The 23,859-nt window shown below is 41.3% G+C and carries 23 protein-coding genes, 1 rRNA gene and 1 pseudogene; 5 read left to right on the top strand and 20 right to left on the bottom strand.

The window, feature by feature from the left end:
- The 15 genes from G576_RS0108870 to G576_RS0108800 form a co-directional block, all read right to left on the bottom strand.
- Positions 1 to 84, bottom strand: a 16S ribosomal RNA gene (locus G576_RS0108870); the annotation flags it as partial.
- A 243-nt stretch (positions 85 to 327) separates the two neighbouring features.
- A complete protein-coding gene (gene tadA / locus G576_RS0108865; protein ID WP_027974298.1) occupies positions 328 to 801 on the bottom strand; it encodes a tRNA adenosine(34) deaminase TadA in 474 nt (157 codons plus the stop codon).
- Entirely contained in the window at positions 798 to 1,577 is a 780-nt protein-coding gene (locus G576_RS0108860) for an MBL fold metallo-hydrolase (protein WP_027974297.1), read from the bottom strand. The genes tadA and G576_RS0108860 overlap by 4 nt, the downstream gene beginning before the upstream one ends.
- Before the next feature lie 9 nt (positions 1,578 to 1,586).
- Positions 1,587 to 2,144 carry a nucleotidyltransferase family protein gene (locus tag G576_RS0108855; protein WP_027974296.1) on the bottom strand — a complete coding sequence of 186 codons (558 nt, stop codon included), beginning with the start codon at positions 2,142 to 2,144 and terminating at the stop codon, positions 1,587 to 1,589.
- A 46-nt stretch (positions 2,145 to 2,190) separates the two neighbouring features.
- A complete protein-coding gene (gene tkt / locus G576_RS0108850; RefSeq protein WP_027974295.1) occupies positions 2,191 to 4,164 on the bottom strand; it encodes a transketolase in 1,974 nt (657 codons plus the stop codon).
- A gap of 185 nt (positions 4,165 to 4,349) precedes the next feature.
- On the bottom strand, positions 4,350 to 5,273 hold the full coding sequence (locus tag G576_RS0108845) for an ATP-binding cassette domain-containing protein (RefSeq protein WP_027974294.1): 924 nt from the start codon (positions 5,271 to 5,273) through the stop codon (positions 4,350 to 4,352).
- Positions 5,274 to 5,282: 9 nt separating this feature from the next.
- Entirely contained in the window at positions 5,283 to 6,335 is a 1,053-nt protein-coding gene (locus G576_RS0108840) for an ABC transporter ATP-binding protein (RefSeq protein WP_027974293.1), read from the bottom strand.
- Positions 6,336 to 6,343: 8 nt separating this feature from the next.
- Complete coding sequence (oppC, locus tag G576_RS0108835; RefSeq protein WP_027974292.1) at positions 6,344 to 7,270, bottom strand: oligopeptide ABC transporter permease OppC; 927 nt, start codon at positions 7,268 to 7,270, stop codon at positions 6,344 to 6,346.
- Positions 7,270 to 8,769, bottom strand: coding sequence for an ABC transporter permease (locus G576_RS0108830; protein ID WP_027974291.1), 1,500 nt, complete (start codon positions 8,767 to 8,769; stop codon positions 7,270 to 7,272). Before G576_RS0108830 ends, oppC begins: the two co-directional genes overlap by 1 nt.
- A gap of 65 nt (positions 8,770 to 8,834) precedes the next feature.
- The gene (locus G576_RS0108825; protein WP_027974290.1) at positions 8,835 to 10,823 is read right to left on the bottom strand and encodes a peptide ABC transporter substrate-binding protein; all 1,989 of its coding nucleotides are present in this window, start codon (positions 10,821 to 10,823) and stop codon (positions 8,835 to 8,837) included.
- Between the two features lie 251 nt (positions 10,824 to 11,074).
- A complete protein-coding gene (gene nusB / locus G576_RS0108820; RefSeq protein WP_027974289.1) occupies positions 11,075 to 11,500 on the bottom strand; it encodes a transcription antitermination factor NusB in 426 nt (141 codons plus the stop codon).
- Positions 11,493 to 11,882 (bottom strand): Asp23/Gls24 family envelope stress response protein, encoded by a 390-nt coding sequence (locus tag G576_RS0108815; RefSeq protein WP_027974288.1) that lies wholly within the window; start codon positions 11,880 to 11,882, stop codon positions 11,493 to 11,495. The genes nusB and G576_RS0108815 overlap by 8 nt, the downstream gene beginning before the upstream one ends.
- A gap of 84 nt (positions 11,883 to 11,966) precedes the next feature.
- A complete protein-coding gene (gene efp / locus G576_RS0108810; protein WP_027974287.1) occupies positions 11,967 to 12,524 on the bottom strand; it encodes an elongation factor P in 558 nt (185 codons plus the stop codon).
- Positions 12,525 to 12,611: 87 nt separating this feature from the next.
- Complete coding sequence (locus G576_RS0108805) at positions 12,612 to 13,061, bottom strand: deoxycytidylate deaminase (protein ID WP_027974286.1); 450 nt, start codon at positions 13,059 to 13,061, stop codon at positions 12,612 to 12,614.
- Positions 13,062 to 13,070: 9 nt separating this feature from the next.
- Positions 13,071 to 14,144 (bottom strand): M24 family metallopeptidase, encoded by a 1,074-nt coding sequence (locus G576_RS0108800; RefSeq protein WP_027974285.1) that lies wholly within the window; start codon positions 14,142 to 14,144, stop codon positions 13,071 to 13,073.
- Between the two features lie 122 nt (positions 14,145 to 14,266).
- Between G576_RS0108800 and yaaA the strand changes: the two genes are divergently transcribed.
- Together yaaA and G576_RS0108790 are read left to right on the top strand one after the other, a co-directional pair.
- Positions 14,267 to 14,983 (top strand): peroxide stress protein YaaA, encoded by a 717-nt coding sequence (gene yaaA / locus G576_RS0108795; protein ID WP_027974284.1) that lies wholly within the window; start codon positions 14,267 to 14,269, stop codon positions 14,981 to 14,983.
- A 55-nt stretch (positions 14,984 to 15,038) separates the two neighbouring features.
- Positions 15,039 to 15,521 (top strand): hypothetical protein, encoded by a 483-nt coding sequence (locus tag G576_RS0108790; RefSeq protein ID WP_027974283.1) that lies wholly within the window; start codon positions 15,039 to 15,041, stop codon positions 15,519 to 15,521.
- 273 nt (positions 15,522 to 15,794) lie between these two features.
- Here the strand turns inward: G576_RS0108790 and dinB are convergent, their stop codons facing one another.
- Positions 15,795 to 16,889: a DNA polymerase IV gene (gene dinB, locus G576_RS0108785; RefSeq protein ID WP_027974282.1), complete on the bottom strand. Its 1,095-nt coding sequence runs from the start codon at positions 16,887 to 16,889 to the stop codon at positions 15,795 to 15,797.
- Positions 16,890 to 17,122: 233 nt separating this feature from the next.
- Here dinB and pflB point away from each other — a divergent pair, with 233 nt between their 5' ends.
- Entirely contained in the window at positions 17,123 to 19,453 is a 2,331-nt protein-coding gene (gene pflB / locus G576_RS0108780) for a formate C-acetyltransferase (protein ID WP_027974281.1), read from the top strand.
- A 163-nt stretch (positions 19,454 to 19,616) separates the two neighbouring features.
- Here the strand turns inward: pflB and G576_RS0108775 are convergent, their stop codons facing one another.
- A complete protein-coding gene (locus G576_RS0108775) occupies positions 19,617 to 20,039 on the bottom strand; it encodes a cupin domain-containing protein (protein WP_156875130.1) in 423 nt (140 codons plus the stop codon).
- Positions 20,040 to 20,489: 450 nt separating this feature from the next.
- Positions 20,490 to 20,885 carry a single-stranded DNA-binding protein gene (locus G576_RS0108765; RefSeq protein ID WP_027974279.1) on the bottom strand — a complete coding sequence of 132 codons (396 nt, stop codon included), beginning with the start codon at positions 20,883 to 20,885 and terminating at the stop codon, positions 20,490 to 20,492.
- A gap of 73 nt (positions 20,886 to 20,958) precedes the next feature.
- Between G576_RS0108765 and G576_RS12640 the strand changes: the two are divergent.
- Positions 20,959 to 21,669, top strand: a pseudogene (locus G576_RS12640) (class I SAM-dependent methyltransferase).
- Positions 21,670 to 21,700: 31 nt separating this feature from the next.
- On the opposite strand, the gene G576_RS13790 reads toward G576_RS12640, so the two are convergent.
- A complete protein-coding gene (locus tag G576_RS13790) occupies positions 21,701 to 22,057 on the bottom strand; it encodes a hypothetical protein (protein ID WP_027974278.1) in 357 nt (118 codons plus the stop codon).
- 59 nt (positions 22,058 to 22,116) lie between these two features.
- On the bottom strand, positions 22,117 to 22,974 hold the full coding sequence (locus tag G576_RS0108750) for a DnaJ domain-containing protein (protein WP_027974277.1): 858 nt from the start codon (positions 22,972 to 22,974) through the stop codon (positions 22,117 to 22,119).
- Between the two features lie 312 nt (positions 22,975 to 23,286).
- Between G576_RS0108750 and G576_RS12635 the strand changes: the two genes are divergently transcribed.
- Positions 23,287 to 23,859 (top strand): IS110 family transposase (locus tag G576_RS12635; RefSeq protein WP_027974276.1); only part of this gene is annotated, 573 nt, incomplete at its 3' end.

Genomic DNA, 23,859 nt, shown 5'->3' with positions numbered 1-23,859 from the left:
AAGCTACCTCCTTCAGCGTTCTACTTGCATGTATTAGGCACGCCGCCAGCGTTCGTCCTGAGCCAGGATCAAACTCTCATTAAATTAATCGTTTGTCCGGCTAAGCACTCTGGCTTATCCGTTTATTGTTTCTTGACAGGTTACTTTGCGTAACCCGCACTTGGTTCGTCTTGTTCAGTTTTCAATGGCCCTCTCCTAAGAGACAACTCCTATATTCTAACAAATAACTTGAAACTTGTCAACTCTTTTGTTAATTTTTTTTATTACCCCATGAGCTTTACCTCTCAAAAGACAACTCATATATCTTACCGAATTTCTTTTCATCTGTCAAGAGGAAAATCTTCTTTTTTTAAAAAAATTTCTCATGATTCTTGCACACTCATCCTCCAAAAGGCCTGCTTCGACAGAAACGCGATGATTAAGCCGCTCATCAGTCAGGATATCATAGAGACTCCCTGCCGCACCAAACTTAGTATTGGGCGCTCCATAAATAACTTTCGGAATACGAGCAAGGCCAATTGCCCCACTGCACATGACACAAGGTTCAATGGTGACAAAAAGGGTACAATCTAAGAGACGCCAGTTTTTAATATAAGTATTCGCCTCATTGATAGCCATGATTTCTGCATGCAGAGTGGCCAGATTCTCTTCTTCACGAGCATTATGCCCGCGTCCAATTATCTTGCCGTTGTGAACAATGACACACCCAATGGGGATTTCTTCTTTTTGAAGGGATTTTTCGGCCTCTTTCAGCGCTTCTCTCATGAAAAATTCTTTTTCTTCTTGGGTGAAATCTATCATATCATTTCTCCAATCTCCCAAGATTTATGAGGCGCAGCTAACTCTACCGGAATTCCGTTTGAATAGGCTGCAGTTTGATTTCTAAGGATTTCTAGGTGATTATCCGAGTCAACACCCGCTGGCGCTACCGGTGGCATGTGAGTCAAGACTAACTTTTTAACTTTTGCTTGCGCAGCTATTTGTCCCGCCTCCTTAGTCGTTAAGTGGGCAATGTGATTTTCAGATCCTTCATAAAGGTAAACATCCGCCAAGAGGAAATCTGCGTCTGCAGCAAACTCTGACAGACCCTCGAAATATCCTGTGTCAGCTGTAAAAACAAAAATCTGTCCGCTGGTACGCTCTAGAATACGGAAAGCGTAGCAAATAACAGGGTGAACCGTTTTGATAAAAGTGATATCAAAAGGACCTATTTGCTGAACACCTCCGGTATTATAGGCTATACCTTGAGAGACATCAGGAAGCGTCAATTTGGCAAACTCAGTTTCATCTTCATTATGGGCATAGATAGGTAAGATTTTCGGCTCCCAGAGATGTTTAGGGTAAAGCTGAAAATAATGGCGTAGAACTCCTAGATCAGCCACATGGTCTGGGTGATAGTGAGAAATCAAGACAGCATCTAAATCTAGCGGATTGATTTCTTTTTCCAATTCATTGAGAGCTCGACTTCCACAATCAATCAAAAGTCGAAAACCGTCCTGACCTGTTAATAGGTAAGACGTCGTCCCCTCATCTTTATAGGGAAAAGCTCCCCAGCAACCTAAAGTGGTTAATTTCATATTCTTATCCTACTTTTCTAAAATTTGCAGTTGAGGCCAGCTTTGTGCCCACGTTTTCTTTGCCATTCTCTTTTTGTATACTTCGAAACGGTTAGGATTTGCCATGAAATGTGGTGTTGGCTTGACTGTGAATGTCAAAATATCGTCTAAACCGTAGGGAGCAAAAAGCTCTAGGTGATTATTAACCAACCTCACAGCTACAGCTGTGCAACGCTCTGGGTACTTGCTTATGGCATCACAGCTACTGATATAAGGTTTTGTATTGGGACTATGCTGATGCATATGCACCTGATTTCGCACCTCCCAACAGTAGTCAGGATAGTCAGTGAGTAATTTTTGCTCAATAGCTAGTGTTTCTTGGTAAGATTTTTTTCTATCAAAGAAAACCACATCCATATCCGTTTCTCGGTCAAAAGCAGAGCGTCCTGAGAGAGTATTCCAGATAAAGTTTCTAACAGCTCCTGCTGCAAGCCACGAATCGTTCAGGTCTAGCTCTGCTATTTTTCTTAAAACAAACATCATATCCTTGTTTTGCGAAATGAGAGTTAAAAGTTCACTTTCTGTCATGTCTTTATGATAACAAAAAAAGGTTGGAAATCCAACCTTTTAGTGATTATAGGCTTTTGACTGTTGCAACAACATTATCAACGGTAAAGCCATATTTTTTAATAACTTCTGCCGCTGGAGCTGAAGCTCCAAAGGTATCAATACCGATGACTTTTCCATCAAGACCAACGTACTTATACCAACTTTGTGTCGCCGCCATTTCGATAGCTACGCGACGACGAACAGCATTCGGCAATATTTCCTCTTTATAGTCTGCCGCCTGTGCGTCAAAGAGTTCTGTAGATGGTACAGAAACAACACGAACTTTTTCCCCTTCTTCAGCCAATACTTTAGCTGCTTTTACTGCTAGATTCACTTCAGATCCTGACGCAATCAAAATCGTGTCAAAGTCTGAACCAGTTTCATAGACAACGTAAGCACCTTTTGACACTTTATTAAAGTCTGAACCTACCTCAACTTCTAAGTTTTGACGAGTCAAAACAAGAGCAGTTGGTGTTGATTGACTTGTCAATGCGTGGTGCCATGCAGCTTGTGTTTCACGAGCGTCTGCAGGTCGAAGAACTGTCAGGTTTGGAATGGCACGAAGTCCAGCCAAATGTTCGATTGGTTCGTGAGTTGGTCCATCTTCACCAACAGCGATTGAATCATGGGTAAAGACATAAGTGACCGGTAAGCCTTGAAGTGCTGACAGACGAATCGCAGCTTTTACATAATCCGAGAAAACGAAGAAAGTACCACCGTAAACACGAAGCCCCCCGTGCAGCGCCATACCATTGAGGACTGTACCCATGGCAAACTCACGGACACCAAACTGAATATTGCGGTTAAGAGGGTGGTCAGCATCTTGAAGCCCATCTTCTTTGATATAAGTCATGTTTGAATGAGCCAAGTCAGCTGAACCACCAAGGAAGGTCGGCAAGACTTTAGCAGCTGCATTGATAGCGTCTTGTGATGAATTGCGAGTTGCTTGTGAGAAACCATCTTCATAGACAGGGAAGTCAGCTTCTGTAACTGTTACTGGAGCTTTCCCAGCAGTGATAGAATCAATGTCTGCTGCAAATTCTGGATAAGCAACCTTGTAATCAGCAACTAATTTTTCCCAAGCTTCGTAGGCTACTTGACCACGATCTGCTACCTTTATCTTGAAATCATCATAGACTTCCGCAGGTACTTCAAATGGTGCGTAGTCCCAACCAAGATTTTGACGAGTTGCTACAACTTCGTCCACACCAAGAGGTGCACCGTGCACAGCATTTGTTCCACCTTTAGTTGGTGCACCGTGACCGATAACCGTCTTCACTTCAATCAAACTTGGTTTTCCAGACACTTTTGCTTCTTCAATAGCCGAACTAATAGCTTCTAGATTAGTTCCGTCTTCAACGAGCGCCGTATGCCAACCGTAAGCATCATAGCGTGCACGGATATTTTCAGAAAAGGCATCACTGGTTTCACCATCAAGACAGATATCATTTGAATCGTAGAGAACAATCAATTTATCCAGATTCTGCTTGGCTGCATAAGAGGCAGACTCTCCTGACACACCCTCCATAAAGTCGCCATCACCAGCTATTACGTAGGTATAGTGATCAAAAATCGGAAAACCGTCTTTATTATACTTGGCAGCTAGGAAGCGTTCTGCTTGAGCAAAACCAACTGCGGTGGAAATCCCTTGCCCAAGAGGTCCAGAGGTAGCATCGACACCTGCTGTGTGACCAAATTCTGGGTGACCCGGCGTTTTTGACCCCCACTGACGGAAGTTTTTAATCTCATCGAGAGAAACCTCCTCATAACCAATCAGGTGAAGAAGGGCGTAAAGCAACATCGAACCATGACCAGCAGACAAAACAAAGCGGTCTCGGTTTATCCAATTTGGCACTTTAGGCGTCACACGAATGTGTTTGGTGTAGAGGCTATAAGCCATAGGGGCTGCGCCCATGACAATACCTGGGTGACCTGATTTAGATTTTTCGATAGCGTCAATACCAAGAAAACGAATTGCATTGACAGATAGATTTGACATATATACCTCCTAGGTGGACGAAAGAAATTGTTTACGTTTTCATTATAGCATGAAATTCGTCCTATTTCCAACAAATATTTAATCCTATTCCTCTGAAGAAGAACCAAGAAATACACAAGTGAGTGTTCAAAAATGTTCTGAAGCTTAAACGCACCAAAAAAAGCTAGAAAATCTAGCTTTTAACATTAGAGAGAGCGGCGATAGTTTTCAATCTCTGCTTGATTTCCCCAGACAAAGTGCCCTGGTTTGATTTCAACCATTGTCGGTTTATCAACGGAATAATCATGCTGTTCAGGGTTGTAAACTAGCAATTCTTTCTGGCGTTCCAAGATTGGATCTGGAATTGGCACAGCAGACAAGAGTGATTGAGTGTATGGGTGAATCGGATTTGTGAAGAGTTCTTCTGTCTCCGCCACCTCAACGATAACCCCCTTGTAAATGACAGCAATACGATCCGAAATAAAGCGTACTACCGATAAATCATGGGCGATAAAGAGGTAGGTCAAGCCTTTTTCTTGTTGAATTTTTTTCAAAAGATTGAGAACCTGAGCACGGACGGAGACGTCAAGGGCTGAGATCGGCTCGTCAGCGATAATGAATTCTGGATCCATAACAAGCGCACGTGCAATACCTATACGCTGACGTTGTCCCCCAGAAAATTCATGGGGGTAACGTGTCAAATGCTCAGCCAGAAGACCTACCTCTGACATCATATCCGTCACTTTTTTCTTACGATCTTCTTCATCTTTAAAAAGATTGAAGTTGTAAAGACCCTCAGAAATGATATAGTCAACCGTTGCACGCTCGTTTAAACTGGCTGCCGGATCTTGAAAAATCATTTGGATTTTAGAAATCAGCTCATTTTGCTCAGCACGTGTCTTCTTACCATTGATACGCTTTCCATTATAGAGAATATCACCACCGCTAGTCTCGTTCAAGCCAATGATGGCACGACCGATGGTCGTTTTCCCAGAACCTGATTCTCCAACAAGAGAAAATGTTTCTCCTTTATTAATGAAGAAATTAGCGTTCTTTACAGCAACAAATTTCTTTTTCCCTTCTCCAAAGGAAATTTCCAAATCTTTAATTTCTACTAATTTTTCAGTCATTTCCTTCTCCTACTTCAACATTTTTCGAGAAATTTTCTCATGAAGATTTTGAATTACTTCAGGCTTTTCAACCTTTGGTGCATCTGGATGGAGCAACCAAGTCTTGGCCCAGTGTGTCTCACTAATCGGAAACTTGGGAACATCTTCTTCAAAATCAATCTTCATTGCATAACGTGAACGCGGGGCAAACGCATCACCATTAATCGGTGTGTAGAGAGATGGAGGCGTCCCTGGAATTGAAAAGAGCACGCCGTGTTCATCCGCCAATTGCGGTAAACTTGAAAGCAAGCTCCATGTGTAAGGATGCTTGGGATCGTAAAACACTTCTTCGACAGTACCGTATTCAACAATATCACCCGCATACATGACAGCAACCTTATCGGCAATACTTGCTACTACTCCAAGGTCGTGTGTAATGAAAATGGTAGTAAATTGATATTCTTTTTGCAAGTTTTTAAGCAGATCAATGATTTGAGCTTGGATAGTAACGTCAAGAGCTGTAGTTGGTTCATCGCAAATTAAGACGTCTGGCTTACATGCCAAAGCAATCGCAATGACAATCCGTTGACGCATCCCACCAGAGTATTGGAAAGGATATTCATTAAAACGTTTTTCAGCTTCTGGGATACCAACTTTTTTCATATAGTCGATAGCCAATTCCTTTGCTTCTGCCTTAGTTTTACCTTGGTGCTTGATAATAACTTCAGAGATTTGTTTTCCGATAGTTTGAATTGGATCGAGACTGGTCATCGGATCTTGGAAAATAGTCGCAATTTTTCCACCACGAATTTTTTCCCAATCGCTATGACTTTTCAATTCTGTCAATTCTTGACCACGGTACTTGATAGAACCGTTGGCAATACGGCCATTAGACTCTAACATTCCTGTGAAAGTTTTGGTCAAAACAGATTTTCCACTTCCAGATTCACCTACGACAGCGAGAACTTCACCCTCATAGAGATCAACCGAAATATTACGAATCGCAGTCAAGACACGGTCACGAACGTCAAATTCCACGACCACATCTTGAGCACTAAGAATTACATTTTTAGTATTACTCATCATTACTCCTATCTATGTGTACGTGGGTCACTGGCGTCCGCAAGGTTTTGGCCGACAATATACAATGGCAACGAAACCAAAATCAACGTCGTCAGCGGAATCCAGAACAGGTAAGCATTTGTTGTCAAGTTAGCTGAATAGTTTGAAATCAAACGACCAAGACTAGGTTCAGTGACTGGCAAACCAATACCAAAAGCAGACAAGAAGGCCTCATATGAAATATATGATGGTAACATTTGCGACACCATTGTCACAATGACTGAAACTAATTGTGGCAAAAGATTTTTGACAGCAATCTTGACAGTTGAAGTACCTAAAGTACGACTGGCAAGGTTATATTCCAAATCACGATAGCGCATGACTTGCACGCGGATTGAATACGCGATACCAATCCACCCTGTAATACAAAAGGCAAAAATGAGATTCCAGAAGCCAGCTCCTAGTGAGTAAGTCAAAATCATAACAATCAAAATAAATGGAAGGTTTGAGATAATATTATAGACCTCAATCATGACTTTATCAACTGCTTTTGAAACTCCCCATAGCGCCCCAATGACAATACCTAATACCATATTGATGACTGTTGCAATGACAGAGATTAGGATAGAGTTACGCGCTCCATACCAGACACCATCGAAAAGGGATTGACCGTTTTTATCCGTACCAAACCAGTACTGCGAGTTTGGCCAAATGTAACGTTTTGAGAAATCATTGATATCACTGACATCGTTGAAGTCAAAATTTGAAAACATTGGGTAGATAAAACTCATCAAAAGAATCGCAATCAACAGTACCAGCATAAAAATGGTTGATTTTTTTGAAAAGAATTGTCTAAATACAGATTTCCAATAAGAATAGGAAGGTGCATCAATGGTCTCAGACGCATAAGTGTCTAATTCGACAAACTCAAATTTATTTTTGTCTATTGTAGCCATTATTTACCTCCTTTATTAGCTAATTTAATACGTGGATCAAGGATAGTCATCAAGATATCCCCAACAAGAAGGGCGAAAATTGCAAGAATTGCAAAGATGAAGACCAAACCGATAATCATAGCATTGTTGGCTGCAGCAATGGCATCAATCAACATTTTACCCATACCAGGGAAGGCAAAGATTTTTTCTGTCAATGTCGCACCAGCAATTGTCCCAACAATCGCGCCAGGAATACCATTTACGATTGGCACCATGGCATGTTTGAATAAGTGACGACGCGAAATTTCAGTTTCTGACAAACCTTTAGCACGAGCAAAACGAACAAAGTCACTACCTTGCAAGTCAACCAAGTAACGACGGAACCAAACCACAATACCTGGCGTATTCAAAATTCCCAAGATAAAAGCAGGAAGAACATAAGAACGAGCATCTCCCGCCCCTAAAAGAGGAAAGGTATCTGGTAATGCAAAAAGATTTGAGCCCACAAAACGAACAACATAAATTGTTGCGATACTTGGCATTGCAAGCATGAACGTTACAGTGGCAGTAGAGAAGCGGTCAAATAAACCATCTTTGTATCGAGCCATTAAAAGACCGATAGGTAAACCAAAGACATACGCCAAAATAACACCAACAACTCCTGCTTTCAATGAGTTTGCAATCATTGAAGGCTCAGCATAGTTGCTTTGGGTAGCTGTATAAGCATCACCTTCTCCATAGTTAGCAATATCGCGCGAATCCGCTTTGCTTGGAGATTTATAAGTACGCGAATAAATATCGACTGAAGATGTCTTGGTTACACCGCTTGGGAAAGTGACCTCTTGAGATACCGTCTTACCTTGCCCTTGAGTAATGACTTGAAGCACTGGTATGTTAGCAAATGTTGGATAAGATGTTCCCAAATTAAAGGTTACAATATTTTGATGGATAAATGGGAATTTGCTATTGAAGTAAATCAAATATTTATGTTTAGTTCCTGAACCTACCAAAGCTGGACCGACAGATGGGTCGTTTTCAAAACGAACATAGCGCTCTAAATCTGGGTTTTCAGAATCTTTGATTTTCCACGGATGATCAATAACGATGAGGTTTGAGTAGAATTTCCAGAGACGTTCATAAATTGGAATATCCCTTGTCGCATAGTATTGACCACTTTCAAATTGTCCAAGCTCCCAATTGCTACCAGCTGTTTTTAGGTACTCTTGATAAATTTTCTTATCTTCAGAAGTACCTTTATCGGTAACTGAGGCATCAATCTTTTCAGAAACTTTAACTAATTCTTTTGTACTCAAATAGTCAATGTAGCCCATTCTTTCATAAACAGTGTTTTCATAGTCTACTTTTTTGTCAGGTGTTACAGCAATCTTGGTGTAATTAGGGTCCTGCTTAAAAATTAATTTTCTTGGTACAAGAGTAAAAACAATAGCATAAGTTAATGTTGTCACCAAAAATATTGAGACCAGCGATCTCAATATCCTGTTAAAAATGTATTTCTTCATAGTCTTCCTTAACAGTTCAAAAGAACTTTCCCAATTAAAGGAGAAAGTTCTTGATGAACAATGTATTATTTTTCAACATGGTTTGCAAGCTCTTTAGCAGCTTCAGCGTTTGATTTCTCTTTAGCTTTTTGCCACTCAGCAAGGGCTTTTTTATATTCCTCAGCTGTCACAGTCTCATCTTGAAGTTTAACATACTTGAATGTTGAGGCATCACCTTTAACACCAACATATGAGTAAGCACGGGTAAATGGAACAACTTTAGTAACAGATGGACGAGCTCCTTTAGAGATTGTTGGAATAGCTACTGCGCTATCTGTCAACCAAGCTTGAGCTTTGGCATAGGCTTTGTATCGCTCATCAACTTTGTCGGCATCTTTGATAGCATTAGCTGTATCAAGCAATTCTTGGTATTTATCCAAGCCAACTGACTTGATTAGAGCTTCGTTATCGTGAGAGATACCGATACGAGGAGTTGTGGCAGCACCTTTAGTTGTACCAAAGATATCAAGGTATGAAGATGGGTCAGCATAGTCTGGTGACCAACCTGAGATGGCTAAATCATAGTCATTTTGTTCAGGTGTTTCAGCTTGGTAAGTTGCTGCTAACCATTCATCTTCTGTAACTTGTTTAAGATTGATAACAACATTCTCTTTACCAAGACTTGCTTCAACTGATTGTTTCAATGATTGTGCACGTTGAACCGCAGCGTTATCAGTTTGGGAAACTGGGAAGTCCAGTTGGATAGGGAAACTTACACCTTCTGCTGCAAGAGCTTCTTTAGCTTTTGCAAACTCTGCCTTAGCTTTTTCTGGATTGTAAAGTCCGTCTTGACCATCTGAAAGATCAACGTCTTTCCACTCATCACCATATGAAGCCAACTCAGTTTTTACAGTCTCGCCAAAGTCTTTACCTTCAATTTGAACAAATGCAGGCGGAACCAAAGTATTACGCAAAGCTTTTTCTTTAGCTTCTTCACCATTTACTTGAGCATTCCATGACGCACGATCAAAAGCAAAGCTTACCGCTTGACGGAAGTCCTTGTTGTTCATTGCCTTCTTAGAGTCTGAAAGTTGCTCATCTGTCTTATCTGACAAGTTGTGAAGGCTACGATTCAAGTTAAAGAAGATCATGTAAGTAGAGCCATCTTGTTGATTGTAGATGATATTCTCTCCGTATTTTTCCTCAGCTGTTTTGTAGCTTGGTGATGTCGGGAAGAGAGCTGCTGCTGTGTAGGCGCCATCATCAAAGTTGTTGAAGAGTGAGTCTTGGTCAGCACCATCATAGTAAGTCAACTTAACATTTTCAATAAAGACATTATCAGCATCCCAATAGTTAGCATTCTTTTCGAATTCCATTGATGACTTAGCTGTGATAGATTTCAAAAGATATGGACCATTGTAAAGGAGTGATTCTGGATCTGTTTGTTTACCAAAATCCTTACCTTTTGAAGCCAAGAATTCTGCATTGATTGGGAACATGATGCTATAAGTCAACTTAGAATTCCAGTAGCTTTCTGGAGCGTTCAAAGTATATTGAACCGTACGTTCGTCAACTGCTTTTACACCAACTGTTGAGAAATCGGTTGTCTTACCATCAAGGTAATCTTGAAGCCCTTTAATAGAACCTTGAATGACATACAAAGCCTCTGATTCAGAATCAGCAGCGTGTTTAAGGCCTGTTACAAAATCTTCTGCTGTAACATCTGCGTATTCTTCACCATCTGCTGTGTACCATTTAGCACCTTCACGAAGAGTGTAAGTGTAAGTCAAGCCGTCAGCTGATACTGTCCAGTCTTCAGCAAGTGATGGAACCAAGTTACCATATTGGTCATTTTCCAAGAGTCCATCAATCAGGTTTGTTGTGATTTCACTTGTACCGGCTTGGTTCATCTTAACGTAGTCAAGAGTAACTGGCTCAGATGAATAAACATAGTTATATGTTTTATTTTCTGAAGATGCTGTAGTTGAAGATTTTCCACCACCACAGGCCGCAAGAACTGTTGCTGATAAGAGAGTCACACCAGCAAGCGCTAATACTTTACCTTTATTTTTCATAAAAGCTACCTCTATATTTTTCTTTTCGTAACCGACCTTTTTGTCGTGTTATTAAAATCCATTATACCATAAAATTTTCTTAAACAAAGTGATTTATCTGAAAATTTGGTATATTTTTTAAGTATTTCACGAAATGAATGTCATTTTCAGACGCTTTCATAGTCACTTTCTTGATTCTGTCTATTTTATGGCTAAAACTATTCCATCTTTCAAATACCCTAGCAAACAAAAAATAGCCCTAAGGCCATTTTCTATTTTGTTTCAACAATAAAGTTGGTTAAAATCCCGTTGATAAACTTTGCAGATGTATTATCAGAATACTTTTTGGCTATGTCAATGATTTCATTGATTACGACTCGGTCTGGAGTATCTTCAAATTGCATCTCATAGAGAGCTAGGCGTAGCAAAATCTTATCATTGAGTGTCAAGCGCTCCAAACTCCACCCTTTTTTGAGATACTCTGCTATTTTACCATCTAATGCAACTTGATTGTCTTGGACACCTTTGATTAAATTGAGAAGAAAGACTGGGACATCTCCTCCAAGCCCCTCATCTTTATCATAACGATAGGCATTTTCGCCCGCTTCCAGCATTTTTCCGCCAAATTCTAGACTAAAGAGGGCCTGAAAGGCGCGCTCCCGAAGGTCGCGGCGGGAATGTTTGAAATTATCAGTCATCGAGGAAATCCTCATCAAAAAGTGTCTTCACATCTGGTTTCGGTGTTTTTGCAGGTACAATCTTCACAACATGGACATTGACAGCATCAATAGTCACCTCTGCCATGTCATAAACCGCTGCTTTCACCGCTTGTTGGATAGCCATTGAGACTGCTGGGACATTCACGCCGTACTGTAACTGCACATAGATATCCGCAGAAACCGTTCCATCTTCGGCGGTAGTCAGATAAACACCGCGTCCTCTTGCCGCCTTGCTCAAGGTGTCTGCAACCGCCTTATTATGGAGGGAATGAACTCCCTCAACTGTCGTCGCTGCAATGCTTGTAATAACTTCAAGCACACGCGGAGAAATGACGATTTCACCAATTGTTGCTGTTGACATAATCTTTTCTTCCTTTCTAGGAATTTCTTTCCCTTGTTCATTTCTGTTTTATTAGTGAAAAACAAGGCCTGTTAACTCAGCTCATTACGCACGTGAAACGTATGTACCTTCAGCAGTATTGATTACCAATTTTTGACCTGCTTCAATAAAGTCTGGAACATTTACCACAAGACCTGTTTCCATAGTAGCCGGCTTACCTGAACCTGTTACAGTCGCACCTTTGATAGATGGTTGTGTTTCAGCAACGACCAATTCAACAGTTGTTGGTACAGTCACACCGATTACTTCTGTTCCGTAGAACTGGATTTTCACATCTGAGTTTTCCAAGATGTAGAGCAATTCTTCTTTAATTGTAGCAACTGGAATTTCATACTGGTCGTAAGTCTCAGTATTCATGAAATAAGCAGTGTCGTCCATTTGGTAAAGGTATTGAGCTGGAACTGTTTCGATGATAGCTTGTTCAAATTTTTCATCTGGGCGGTAAGTCGTATCAAATGTAGAACCTGTACGTACGTCACGAAGTTTCATACGCATAATAGTATTCCCTTTACCTGGTTTGTGGTGGCTTGCTTCAAGGACTTTAATCAATTTGCCTTCTGTCTCAAAGGTCATACCTGCACGCAATTTACTTGCTTCAATCATTAGTTGATTACCTCTTTATTTTCAATTTTATCACTTCATTTTAGCACAATCCGTCCTATTTCTCAAGGTTTTTTGTCAAAGCTGAGCTTATTCGCCAAGTCGAATACTTGGAACATCATGTTGGATATAGGCCACTCCTTTTTGCTCCATCAGCTCAATGGCAAATGGATGGGGTCGATAGTGAGATTTGTAGGTGATTTTTTTGATACCAGCCTGAAGAAGAGCCTTGGTGCAGTTGATACACGGGAAATGGGTAACGTAAACTTCCGTGTTATCAGTTGAGATTCCCTCCTTGGCACATTGAATGAGGGCATTCATTTCAGCGTGGACGGTACGGATACAGTGCCCATCTTCCATATAGTGTCCTACTTCGTTGCAGTTGTCAGTAGCGGAAACGCCACCGTTGTAGCCCGTAGCGATGATGCGGTTGTTTTTGACTAGAACAGCTCCGACAAAGGCTCTGTCGCAAGTCGAACGTTTGGAAATTAGCTCCGCATTTGCCATAAAATAATCTTGCCAAGATAATCTATCAGCCATAGAAAACTCCTAAATCACAATCAATTCTTTGGGTGCAAGAGTTAGCACCTCGCACCCTGTCTCAGTGATGAGCAGGTCATCCTCAATGCGGACACCGTACTGACCCTCAAGATAGATACCAGGCTCATCTGTCAAGACCATCCCCGCCTTGATAGTCTCATCTGAATTGCCAAAGTAAGGATACTCATGAATGTCCAGACCGATTCCATGTCCAATACCGTGGGTGAAATATTGGCCGTAACCAGCTTCGTTGATGACTTGACGCGGAATACTATCAAAGTCGCGATAGGTCACACCAGCTTTCGCCTTCTCAATCAGGGCCTTATTAGCACGAAGAACCGTATCGTAAATCTCAAGTTCTTGATCTGTCACACGACCGATATGAATGGTACGGGTCATGTCACTGACGTAGTGGTTATAGTAGCAGCCAAAATCTAAGGTCAGGGTCTCGTGATTGTTGATAACCTTATCAGAGGCTCTACCATGTGGCATAGAGGAACGATAGCCTGACGCCACAATCGTGTCAAAAGCAATCCCAGACGCTCCATACTCTCTCATGCGGAAATCAAGGAAGTTTGCCACCTCAAGCTCTGTCGTTTGCCCTGGCTTAATAAAATCTAGCACATCCGCAAAAGCTCGATCAGAAATAGAGCAGGCCTTACGAATAGTCTCGACTTCACTCGCATCCTTAATCATCCGCAAATCTTCAGTAAAATTGCTCTGCGCCACCAGCTCGACTCCCTCAAAGCTTGTTTTGAGACTTTGGTAAAAAGCAAAGCTGACCTGACTATCAAAGCCTAGACGAGAAATCTTATCCCCTGTGATAATTTTTACCATATCTGCCAATGGCGTGCGAGTCTCAACAATATCAAAACCTTGAACGACCTTTTTAGCCATCAAGATATAGCGGGCGTCTGTTAGAAAGAGTTTTCTCTTTTCAGAAATGTAAACCGTCGCCTCTGTTCCAGAAAAACCAGTTAAATAGTAGATGTTGGTCAGATTAGTTACCAAAATCCCATCCACACCAGACTCGGACAGTTTGTTTTGAAAATTTTCTACACGAGCTTGAAGATAAGATTGCATGTGTGCCTCCTTGGAATATATTTGTTTCTATTTTAACAGAATTTTCAGAAAAGCGCTGTTGGAAATGCAAAAATCTCAGACTTCTGATAAACTGATGTTAAACGATTTGACTAGGAGAGATGATGCTAACCTACCTTATTCCAACAGCAAAAGAAATGAAGCTTCCAGACACAAAGCTAACCCCTACCCTTTCTCAAAAAAGCTCTGCTATTGTAGAAAAGATGAGTCAGTCGACCATCGAAGAACTGGCAAAAGCCTACAAAATCACACCAGTGGCTGCAGAAAAAGAATTTGACCGTTGGCAGGCCATCCAGACGGGAACAGCTCCTACCTATCCAGCCACTCAGCTATTTAACGGTCTCATGTACCGCCATCTAGATCGTCAGCTACTAACTGCTCAGGCACCTGTCTATATTACCTCTGCTTTATATGGGGTAATCCAAGCTCTGGAACCAATAGCAGAGCACCGTCTTGATTTTCATACCAAAGCTGGTGTCAAGGGACAATCACTCAAATCCTACTGGCGCGCAGACTATGATGCTTTCGCTTCCGAGCAAGAGCAGGTCATCTCTCTTCTCTCTAGCGAGTTTGCAGATGTCTTTTCGCCTCAAATCAGGGATAACTTTATCACCATTAGCTTTATGGAAGAAAAAGATGGTCAGCTTAAAAGCCACTCTACTATTTCAAAGAAAGCCAGGGGAGCCTTTCTAACGCAAGCCCTCAAAACTAAAGCTAGCGGAGTTAATGAACTAAAAAGGATAACTTTTGATGGCTTTGCTTTTTCCGACCAACTTTCCGCTGAAAAACAGTTGGTTTTTGTAAAAAAACTTGAAATTTAAATTTACTTTGTTATAATCATTTGTATTAAGAAAATCACTCAAAGGAATTCTTGCTATGATCTCATATGAAAAAATTCGTCAGTCTTTTAAGACTTGGAATACTACTATTGCTGTCCTGTATATTTTAAACGCTGTGCTCTTTCTTTTCTCTCTTCTTGGTGGAGCCATCAATAAAATCGCTATGGAACAGCAACCCGAACTCTATGCTAGTTTTGATGACGCAACTTTAGAAATCTTACGTCAATCAACAACACCTTTCTCCTTCTTCACATTTGGGTTAGGACTTGTGGTGACCATTACCATTGTTGTTTTAGCCTTTATCAACCGCAATAAGGCGGACAAAGGCTTGGACAAGCAGATTTCTTACACTGTCTATTATTTGGGAATTGGCTGGGCTATTTCCTCCATCATCTTGGAATTTTTAATGCTCGGCACCCTATCTTCTTTATCACCGGTTTGGCTCTTGCTCTTTGGCTTTTTCCACATCTTCACCCTCAGAAAAGCTCAGATTTTGAAGGAAAGAGACGATATTAACTAGATTGAAGATGAAGCAAAAAGTTTTTGACTGTTAAGCCTTCTCATCAGGAACTCTGCAAACTGATAATCAAACCTAAAAAAGCGAACAATACTATTTTCTGTAGACACCAGAAAATGAGTTTTGTTCGTTTTTATTTCATTTGAATTGCTTTGATACATCACCACTTTCGGCTTGCCCTAATCTGGTACTGCCTACACCTCAGCTCCTAGTTTGAAAGCTAATTCATTCGACTATATATTTAAAATTAGACTTTTCATCTTAGTCTCTTTTCACTTATAAATCCAGAAGCAAATCTTCATCCTTATCTTCTAATCCCGTCACCGTAACACCCAGAAGACGAATGCCCAGAGGATTTTCATCTAAACTGTCATAAATTTCGTGGGCTGTTCGTTCAATAATCTCAAAATCCTTAGTCACCGCTGGTAAACTGATGCGCTTTGTCAAGGTTGAAAAATCCGAGTAGCGGACTTTGATAACCACTATCTTTCCTGCTCGGCCATTCTTCTCCAAGCTATCTGCTACACGGCGAGCATTTTTCGATAGCTCCAACTTGACATCTTCCGCGTCGTAAAGGAGCTTGCCATAGGTTCGCTCGCTACCGATAGACTTACGGATACGGTTGGGCTTGACAGGACTATTAGAGATGCCCCTAGCTTTGCGATAAAGGTCATACCCAAAGCGTCCAAAAGTGTCAATCAGAGTCATTTCTGATATTTTTCGCAAATCCGCTCCCGTAAAAACGCCCATGTCATGTAGGCGCTGTACTGATTTTTTTCCAACGCCATAAAATTTTTCAATGGGTAATTTGGCTAAAAATTCCTCTGCCTCCTCTGGTAAAATCAAGGTCAGACCACGTGGTTTTTCAAAGTCTGAAGCCAGTTTAGCCAAGAATTTATTGTAAGAAACACCCGCCGAGCAGGTCAACTGCAACTCTTTCCAAATATCGTGCTGAATCAGCTTTGCTACCTTGACAGCAGACTTGATGCCCTGCTTATTTTCCGTCACATCTAGATAAGCCTCGTCGATAGACATCGGCTCAACCAGATCGGTGTAGCGCTTAAAAATATCACGCACTTGCATACCAACTTCTCGATATTTGCTGTAATTTCCAGAAATAAAGATGGCCTGCGGACAGCGCTCGTAGGCCTCTTTGCTAGACATAGCCGAGTGGATGCCGTATTTTCTAGCCTCATAGTTACAGGTAGAAACCACACCTCGACCGCCCGTTTCTCTAGGATTCTTAGCAATGACGATTGGCTTCCCTTGTAATGCAGGATTGTCCCTCTCTTCAACTGCAGCAAAAAAGGCATCCATATCAATGTGGATAATTTTTCGCGATGTGTCGTTAATGAGCGGGAAAATTAACACCTCAATCTCTCCTTTTTTCTGCAAATCATCATCACACTATTATAACACTTTTACAACTCTTTCATGAATTTTCAAATTTATAGTACAGTTCCTTGGAAAATCATAAACTGTATTACAAAAGAAAAGCATAGCTATCGTGTTTTGCGCTTGCTGAAACCGTTTACTATATGATACAATGAATTTGTAAATTGTAACAGATGATTTTTGTTACTAGAATTTTAAGGAGACCTAATATGGCAACTGTCAAAACAAACACTGATGTTTTTGAAAAAGCTTGGGAAGGCTTTAAGGGAACTGACTGGAAAGAAAAAGCTAGCATTTCTCGCTTCGTTCAAGCTAACTACACACCTTATGATGGTGACGAATCATTCTTGGCTGGTCCAACTGAGCGTTCACTCAAAATCAAAAAAATTGTAGATGAAACAAAAGCTGGCTATGAAGCTGAAGGTCGTTTCCCAATGGACACACGCCCAACCTCAATCGCAGATATTGATGCTGGTTACATCTCAAAAGAAGACGAATTGATCTTTGGTATCCAAAATGATGAGCTCTTCAAACTCAACTTCATGCCAAAAGGCGGTATCCGCATGGCTGAGACAGCTTTGAGAGAACATGGTTATGAGCCAGACCCAGCTGTTCACGAGATTTACACTAAACATGTTACAACTGTAAATGACGGTATCTTCCGCGCTTACACATCAAATATCCGTCGTGCTCGTCACGCTCACACAGTAACTGGTCTTCCAGATGCTTACTCACGTGGCCGTATCATCGGTGTTTATGCACGTCTTGCTCTTTATGGTGCTGACTACTTGATGCAAGAAAAAGTCAACGACTGGAATGCTATCACCGAAATCGACGAAGAAACTATCCGTCTTCGCGAAGAAATCAACATGCAATACCAAGCATTGCAACAAGTTGTTCGTCTTGGTGATCTTTACGGACTTGATGTACGTCGCCCTGCTTACGATACAAAAGAAGCTATCCAATGGACAAACATCGCTTTCATGGCTGTATGTCGCGTGATTAACGGTGCCGCTACTTCTCTTGGACGTGTGCCAATCGTTCTTGACGTTTACGCAGAACGTGACCTTGCTCGCGGAACTTACACTGAGTCTGAAATCCAAGAATTTGTCGATGATTTCGTTATGAAACTTCGTACGGTTAAATTTGCTCGTACTAAAGAATACGATGCTCTTTACTCAGGTGACCCAACATTCATCACAACTTCAATGGCTGGTATGGGAGCTGACGGACGTCACCGTGTTACCAAGATGGACTACCGTTTCCTTAACACTCTTGATAACATCGGCAACTCACCAGAGCCAAACTTGACAGTTCTTTGGACAGACAAATTGCCTTACTCATTCCGTCGCTACTGTATGCACATGAGCCACAAGCACTCTTCAATCCAATACGAAGGTGTAACAACAATGGCTAAAGACGGTTACGGAGAAATGTCATGTATCTCATGCTGTGTGTCACCACTTGACCCAGAAAATGAAGAACAACGTCACAACATCCAATACTTTGGTGCGCGCGTAAACGTCCTAAAAGCTCTTCTTACTGGTCTTAACGGTGGTTACGATGATGTTCACAAAGACTACAAAGTGTTTGACATCGAACCAGTTACTGATGACGTTCTTGACTTTGACACCGTTAAAGCTAACTTTGAAAAATCGCTTGACTGGTTGACTGACACTTACGTAGATGCCCTTAACATCATTCACTACATGACTGATAAATACAACTACGAAGCTGTTCAAATGGCCTTCTTGCCAACTCACCAACGTGCTAACATGGGATTCGGTATCTGTGGCTTCGCAAACACTGTTGATACTTTGTCAGCTATCAAGTACGCGACTGTTAAACCAATCCGTGATGAAGATGGCTACATCTACGATTACGAAACAATCGGTGAGTACCCACGTTGGGGTGAAGATGACCCTCGTTCTAACGAATTGGCTGAATGGTTGATCGAAGCTTATACAACTCGTCTTCGTAGCCACAAACTTTACAAGAATGCTGAAGCAACAGTGTCACTTCTTACCATCACATCAAACGTTGCTTACTCTAAACAAACTGGTAACTCTCCAGTTCACCGTGGTGTTTACCTCAATGAAGACGGCACAACTAACTTGTCACAACTTGAATTCTTCTCACCAGGTGCAAACCCATCAAATAAAGCTAAAGGTGGCTGGTTGCAAAACTTGAACGCCCTCTCAAGTCTTGACTTCTCTTACGCTGCTGACGGTATCTCACTCACTACACAGGTTTCTCCACGTGCTCTTGGTAAAACTCGTGATGAGCAAGTTGATAACTTGGTAACAATTCTTGATGGTTACTTCGAAAACGGTGGTCAACACGTTAACTTGAACGTTATGGACCTTAACGACGTTTACGAGAAAATCATGGCAGGTGAAGATGTTATCGTTCGTATCTCTGGATACTGTGTAAATACGAAATACCTCACTAAAGAACAAAAAACTGAATTGACTCAACGTGTCTTCCACGAAGTTCTTTCAATGGATGATTACGCTTCTGAAGTTTCAGGTCAAGCATAATCATCACTCATAAAAAATAAGAGATTTTGCCTTTAGCAAAGTCTCTTATTTTTGACTTTTTATAGGGTTAAATAAGCTGCGCAGCTTTTATCAAAACAATGCAAGTACAAAAAACTCTATCAGAAGTGCTCCTCCTGATAGAGTTGGGTGGGAAAAGAAGAATTTAGCGGTGTTCTTCCTCCTCTGCTGCGAGGGCAATAGCCTGAGTTTCATGGACTGTTCCATGTGCATGATGGGCAGGCCCATAGAGGGAATAGAGCTTCAAATCTACATCTCCAATATTGACAACATTGTGATAGATCCCTTTTGGAATTAAAATAGCATCATCAGCCCCAACTTTAGTGTCCAAGGTAATATTGTCCTCAGACGTTCCCATAATGACACGCCCTTTGCCTTGCTCGACTCGTAAAAATTGGTCATTCTCATCGTGAACCTCTGCTCCGATATCTCCACCAACTGGGATGCACATCAGGGTCACCTGAAGCAATTCGCCAGTCCAAAGGGCTGTCCGATAGTTGGTGTTTTCTAGCGTTGCTTCTTCTATGTTTACCACAAAAGGAGCATTCCCGTAGTCAATTAGTTTCATAATAAACCTCCTTATAAACTGCTTTATTAGCATTATTTCTTCTCTATATTGCTAAAGGTTTGTCATTTTCTCTGTAACGTTAGCCTATATCCTAGAAGTATCTTCAACTCACCTCTGGTTTCTGAAGTTCTATTAGAGCCTAATGACTTCTTGGCAGATTAGTTTTGGATCTAAGTCTCAACATTCCAAACTGCAAAAAGTCTGGCTTAGGTGACTCTCAGCATAGGGGAAGTTGCAGCAAGGCTCCCTTCGCTAGTCATGCCCCCTTCCTATTTGTGCCATTTAGAAGAGCGAGTCGGCTAGCGAAAGACAGGGAGCTTGTCTTCAGCCTGGTCTTATATCTAGTAAGCGTTTCCTATACTCTCATTATACTCTTTTTCATCTAAAAAAGCTGGAAAAATATCCAGCTTTGATTTTGAAAAAAATAACATGCTTTTAGCATTGCGTATTCTAGAAGGGGAGTTCCTCTTCTTCTAAAACTAAATCGGCTAGGTTTTCAGCTACATTATTTTCCCGCACGGCACGCTGAGCGCGGCTTTCTAGCAGTTGGAAGCCGTGACCCAATACTTCCGTCACATAATGTGTCTGCCCCGCTTTTTCATACTTACGGGTACGAAGTTCTCCGTCAAGGGAAATGAGGCTACCCTTTGAGGCATAGCTTGCCAGGGTCTCAGCCAGACGTCCCCAGAAAACGACTTGGACAAAGTCCGCTTCGCGATCGCCATTGTTAGACTTATATCGACGATTAACAGCAATCGTCACGCGCGAAACAGCCTTGTCAGTTGCTGTTTTAATCATTTCAGGATTGGACGTCAAGCGCCCAATCATTATTACTTTATTGTACATATTGGTACCTCCTTACCTTACTATTCGTAAAAGGAGACATTTTTTGCTAAAATAGTGGGAAAAGGGAGGTTATATGACTAATTTAGAGACCTATAAAGAAATGCTATCGCAACCTTGGGGACGAATCCTCTACGAGTTGATCTTTGCTCAACTTGAAGATTGTGATAAGCAGACGATTCTAGATTTTGGCGCCGGTTTCGGATTGACCGCTCAGCATTTATCCCCCAAAAATCAAGTGACTGCTATCGAACCTAACGCTGAGATGCTCTTTGCCGATCCTAATCAAAGTTTTGAGAAAATTCACGGAAGCTTGGACGCTTTGACAAAACTGCCCAGTCAACATTTTGATACCATCATTTGTCATAATGTCTTGGAATACATTCCTGCGGTTGAACGCCGGCATTACTTTTGAGAATTTGAACGTTTGTTGAAATCTGGTGGCAAACTGTCATTAATCAAGCACAATCAAGCCGGCAAGGTGATGCAAGCTGTGGTATTTTCTAATGATGTCAACATGGCATTAGACTTACTTGGCGGAAAGGATTATGAAAGTCTTTCTTTTGCCAGCGGAACAACTTATGATTTTGATGACTTAAAAGAATACACCAATCTCACTCTTCAAAATTACCGAGGACTTCGCACCTTTTACGCCTTGTAGCCTAACGCTTTCAAAACAGAAGATGATTGGTTGGCCAATCTACTAAAGGTTGAACTAGCTGTTTCAGATTTAAAACCTTATAAGGACATTGCCTTTTTACAGCACCTGACGCTGGTTAAAGATTAACAAAAATCTTCCGAATGGAAGATTTTGTGTTTTAATATACGTTTGCAAAGGAATCTTTGTGATTCATATAAAGATGATAGGATTTCCACATGAGCATAGGTACCATATCATTGATTTGGGCAGAGTAGATGTTCATTCGATCGTAGAATTCTTCCTTATGATAGGCGCTTTGAATTTCTTTTATGACTTGAGATATTTGGTTAGGTGTCATTTGCTCTACAGCATACCAGTCACCCTTGTAGCTACTTTTAGCCCAACGCAACCTAGCAAGAGCATAGGTACACTGCTCTTGCTCTAAAACATTTTCGAGCTCTGCCATTTCTTCATCGGATAGTCCTACTGCTGATGGCGTTAAAAAGTCACCAAAGTGGTTGGGAATCAACTCCACTTGATCACCTCACCAAACCGCTGCTAGTGAATTGGTTGTCCCTAAATCAATTCCTAAAATCATCTTTCTTGCCATCCTTCTAATCTTGTGTCCTTCCCAATCTTCATTTCTTGTTCAGATAAGCCCACCTTTTCCAGATAAGTAGCCAGAGTTGCCAGCCCTAGCTCCCGACTTCTCCTAACAGCCTCCATTCTATCCGTCCATTTTCCAAGGATAAAGGCATTAAGACAGTGTTCCTCTAGCCCTCTTTTGACTTCTTCGTTGGTGAAAAGCGGATGCTGTTTAAAGTTCTCTAAGGTGAGATTGAAGGTTTGGAAACTAAACATTAAACCTAATCGATTGCTGAGCTCATCAACTAAATCTTCAACTTCCTCTGCCAATCTAAACTGCTCTACTAGCTCAGCCCAAGAGCCTGGTTCTTCAGAATCTTCTTCAAACTCAACGCCCCAATCTTCAAAAGTTTTCTCAAAGCTTGATTGCTGACATTCCGCCTCTTTTGACTCTAAATCTTCTTCTAGTTCTTGATTCAGAGCTGAGTAGGTGGGATCCTGAAAGGCTTCTTCTAGTTTATCCTCTTGAGCGGGTTCTTGGTCATCATCTAATATTGAAAAATCATACGATGTTTTTTCAATGATTTCTTCTTTCTCTGGTGTCTTAGCATCTTCGTAAACAGTCCACATATGGTAGTCCTGCTCAGCTTTTTCAGCATTAGAAGTCGCTTCCTGGTTAAAGGAAGCCCGTCTTCTGCTTGATCCTTTAGCGTAGGCCATAGCCTCCTTGTAGGCTGCTTGCAGAGCCTTAAAACCTTCTGGATTATCCTCAGGGTGATAAAGTTTTAGCTTTTCAGAGTAGGCTGTTTTGATGTGTTCTTGGTTAGCCGTCGCCTCTATCCCCAATAATTGCCAGATATCATTCATATGGTTTCCTCTTAATATACAGTATAGCGAAATTTGTCTAAAAGCGCCTCTTTTTTATCAAAAACATACTAAGATTAGTAGTGAAGAAATCTCCGACGGGAGAGAGTACTCACTACTTTTTTCATTCTCAAGATGATAAAGTAGAGGTGTCTTGTTAAGTCGTGGGGCTTTTTGACGCTAGACGTCGCATCAAAAACTGGCAAGGCACCTGTTTTAGAAAGAATGTTATCAAAGTATGTGGGACGCCTGACGTCGAGTATTGAAAATGACATCACTAAAACAAGGAATCATTCAAGACAAAGAGGTAATATCATGCGTGCAGTTTTTGGGATTGATATGAGTAAGGCAAGTTCAGAAGTGGCCATTCTAGTCAATGGTGAGAAAGTTCACAGCTATACCATGTCCAATGACGCCATCGGCTTTGCTCGGCTACTTGGCGATTTGAGAACCGTCCATAAGCCAGAAATCATCTTTGAAGCAACAGGTGTCTATTCTCGTCGTCTTCAAGCTTTTCTGGATGAACATGGCTACGCTTATACACGGCTCAATCCCTTAGAAGCCAAGAAGCAACTGGATAGCTTGCGTGTGCGGAAAACAGATCAAATTGACGCCGAAAAACTGGCTCAATCTCAATTTGTGCTGAATCGTAAACCCACTTATATCCAAGAAGAAGTCTATCAAGATCTGCGAGATCTCAGTCGATTCTATCAGAACTTAACCGAGGACATCGTTCGAGCTAAAAATCGTCTGCACAAGGTCTTACAGGTCACTTTCCCTGAATTGGAAACTATCTTGTCAACGCCAACTGGGGAACAATACTGGAACTTGGTCATAGCCTTTCCTTGCAAGGACTTCGTTCTTGAGTTAAGCAAGGATGAACTCTCA

The sequence above is a fragment of the Streptococcus porci DSM 23759 genome, from assembly GCF_000423765.1.
Lineage (GTDB): Bacteria > Bacillota > Bacilli > Lactobacillales > Streptococcaceae > Streptococcus > Streptococcus porci.
The sequence above is the reverse complement of the archived record's forward strand: the minus strand, read 5'-3'. Positions and strand labels throughout refer to the sequence as shown.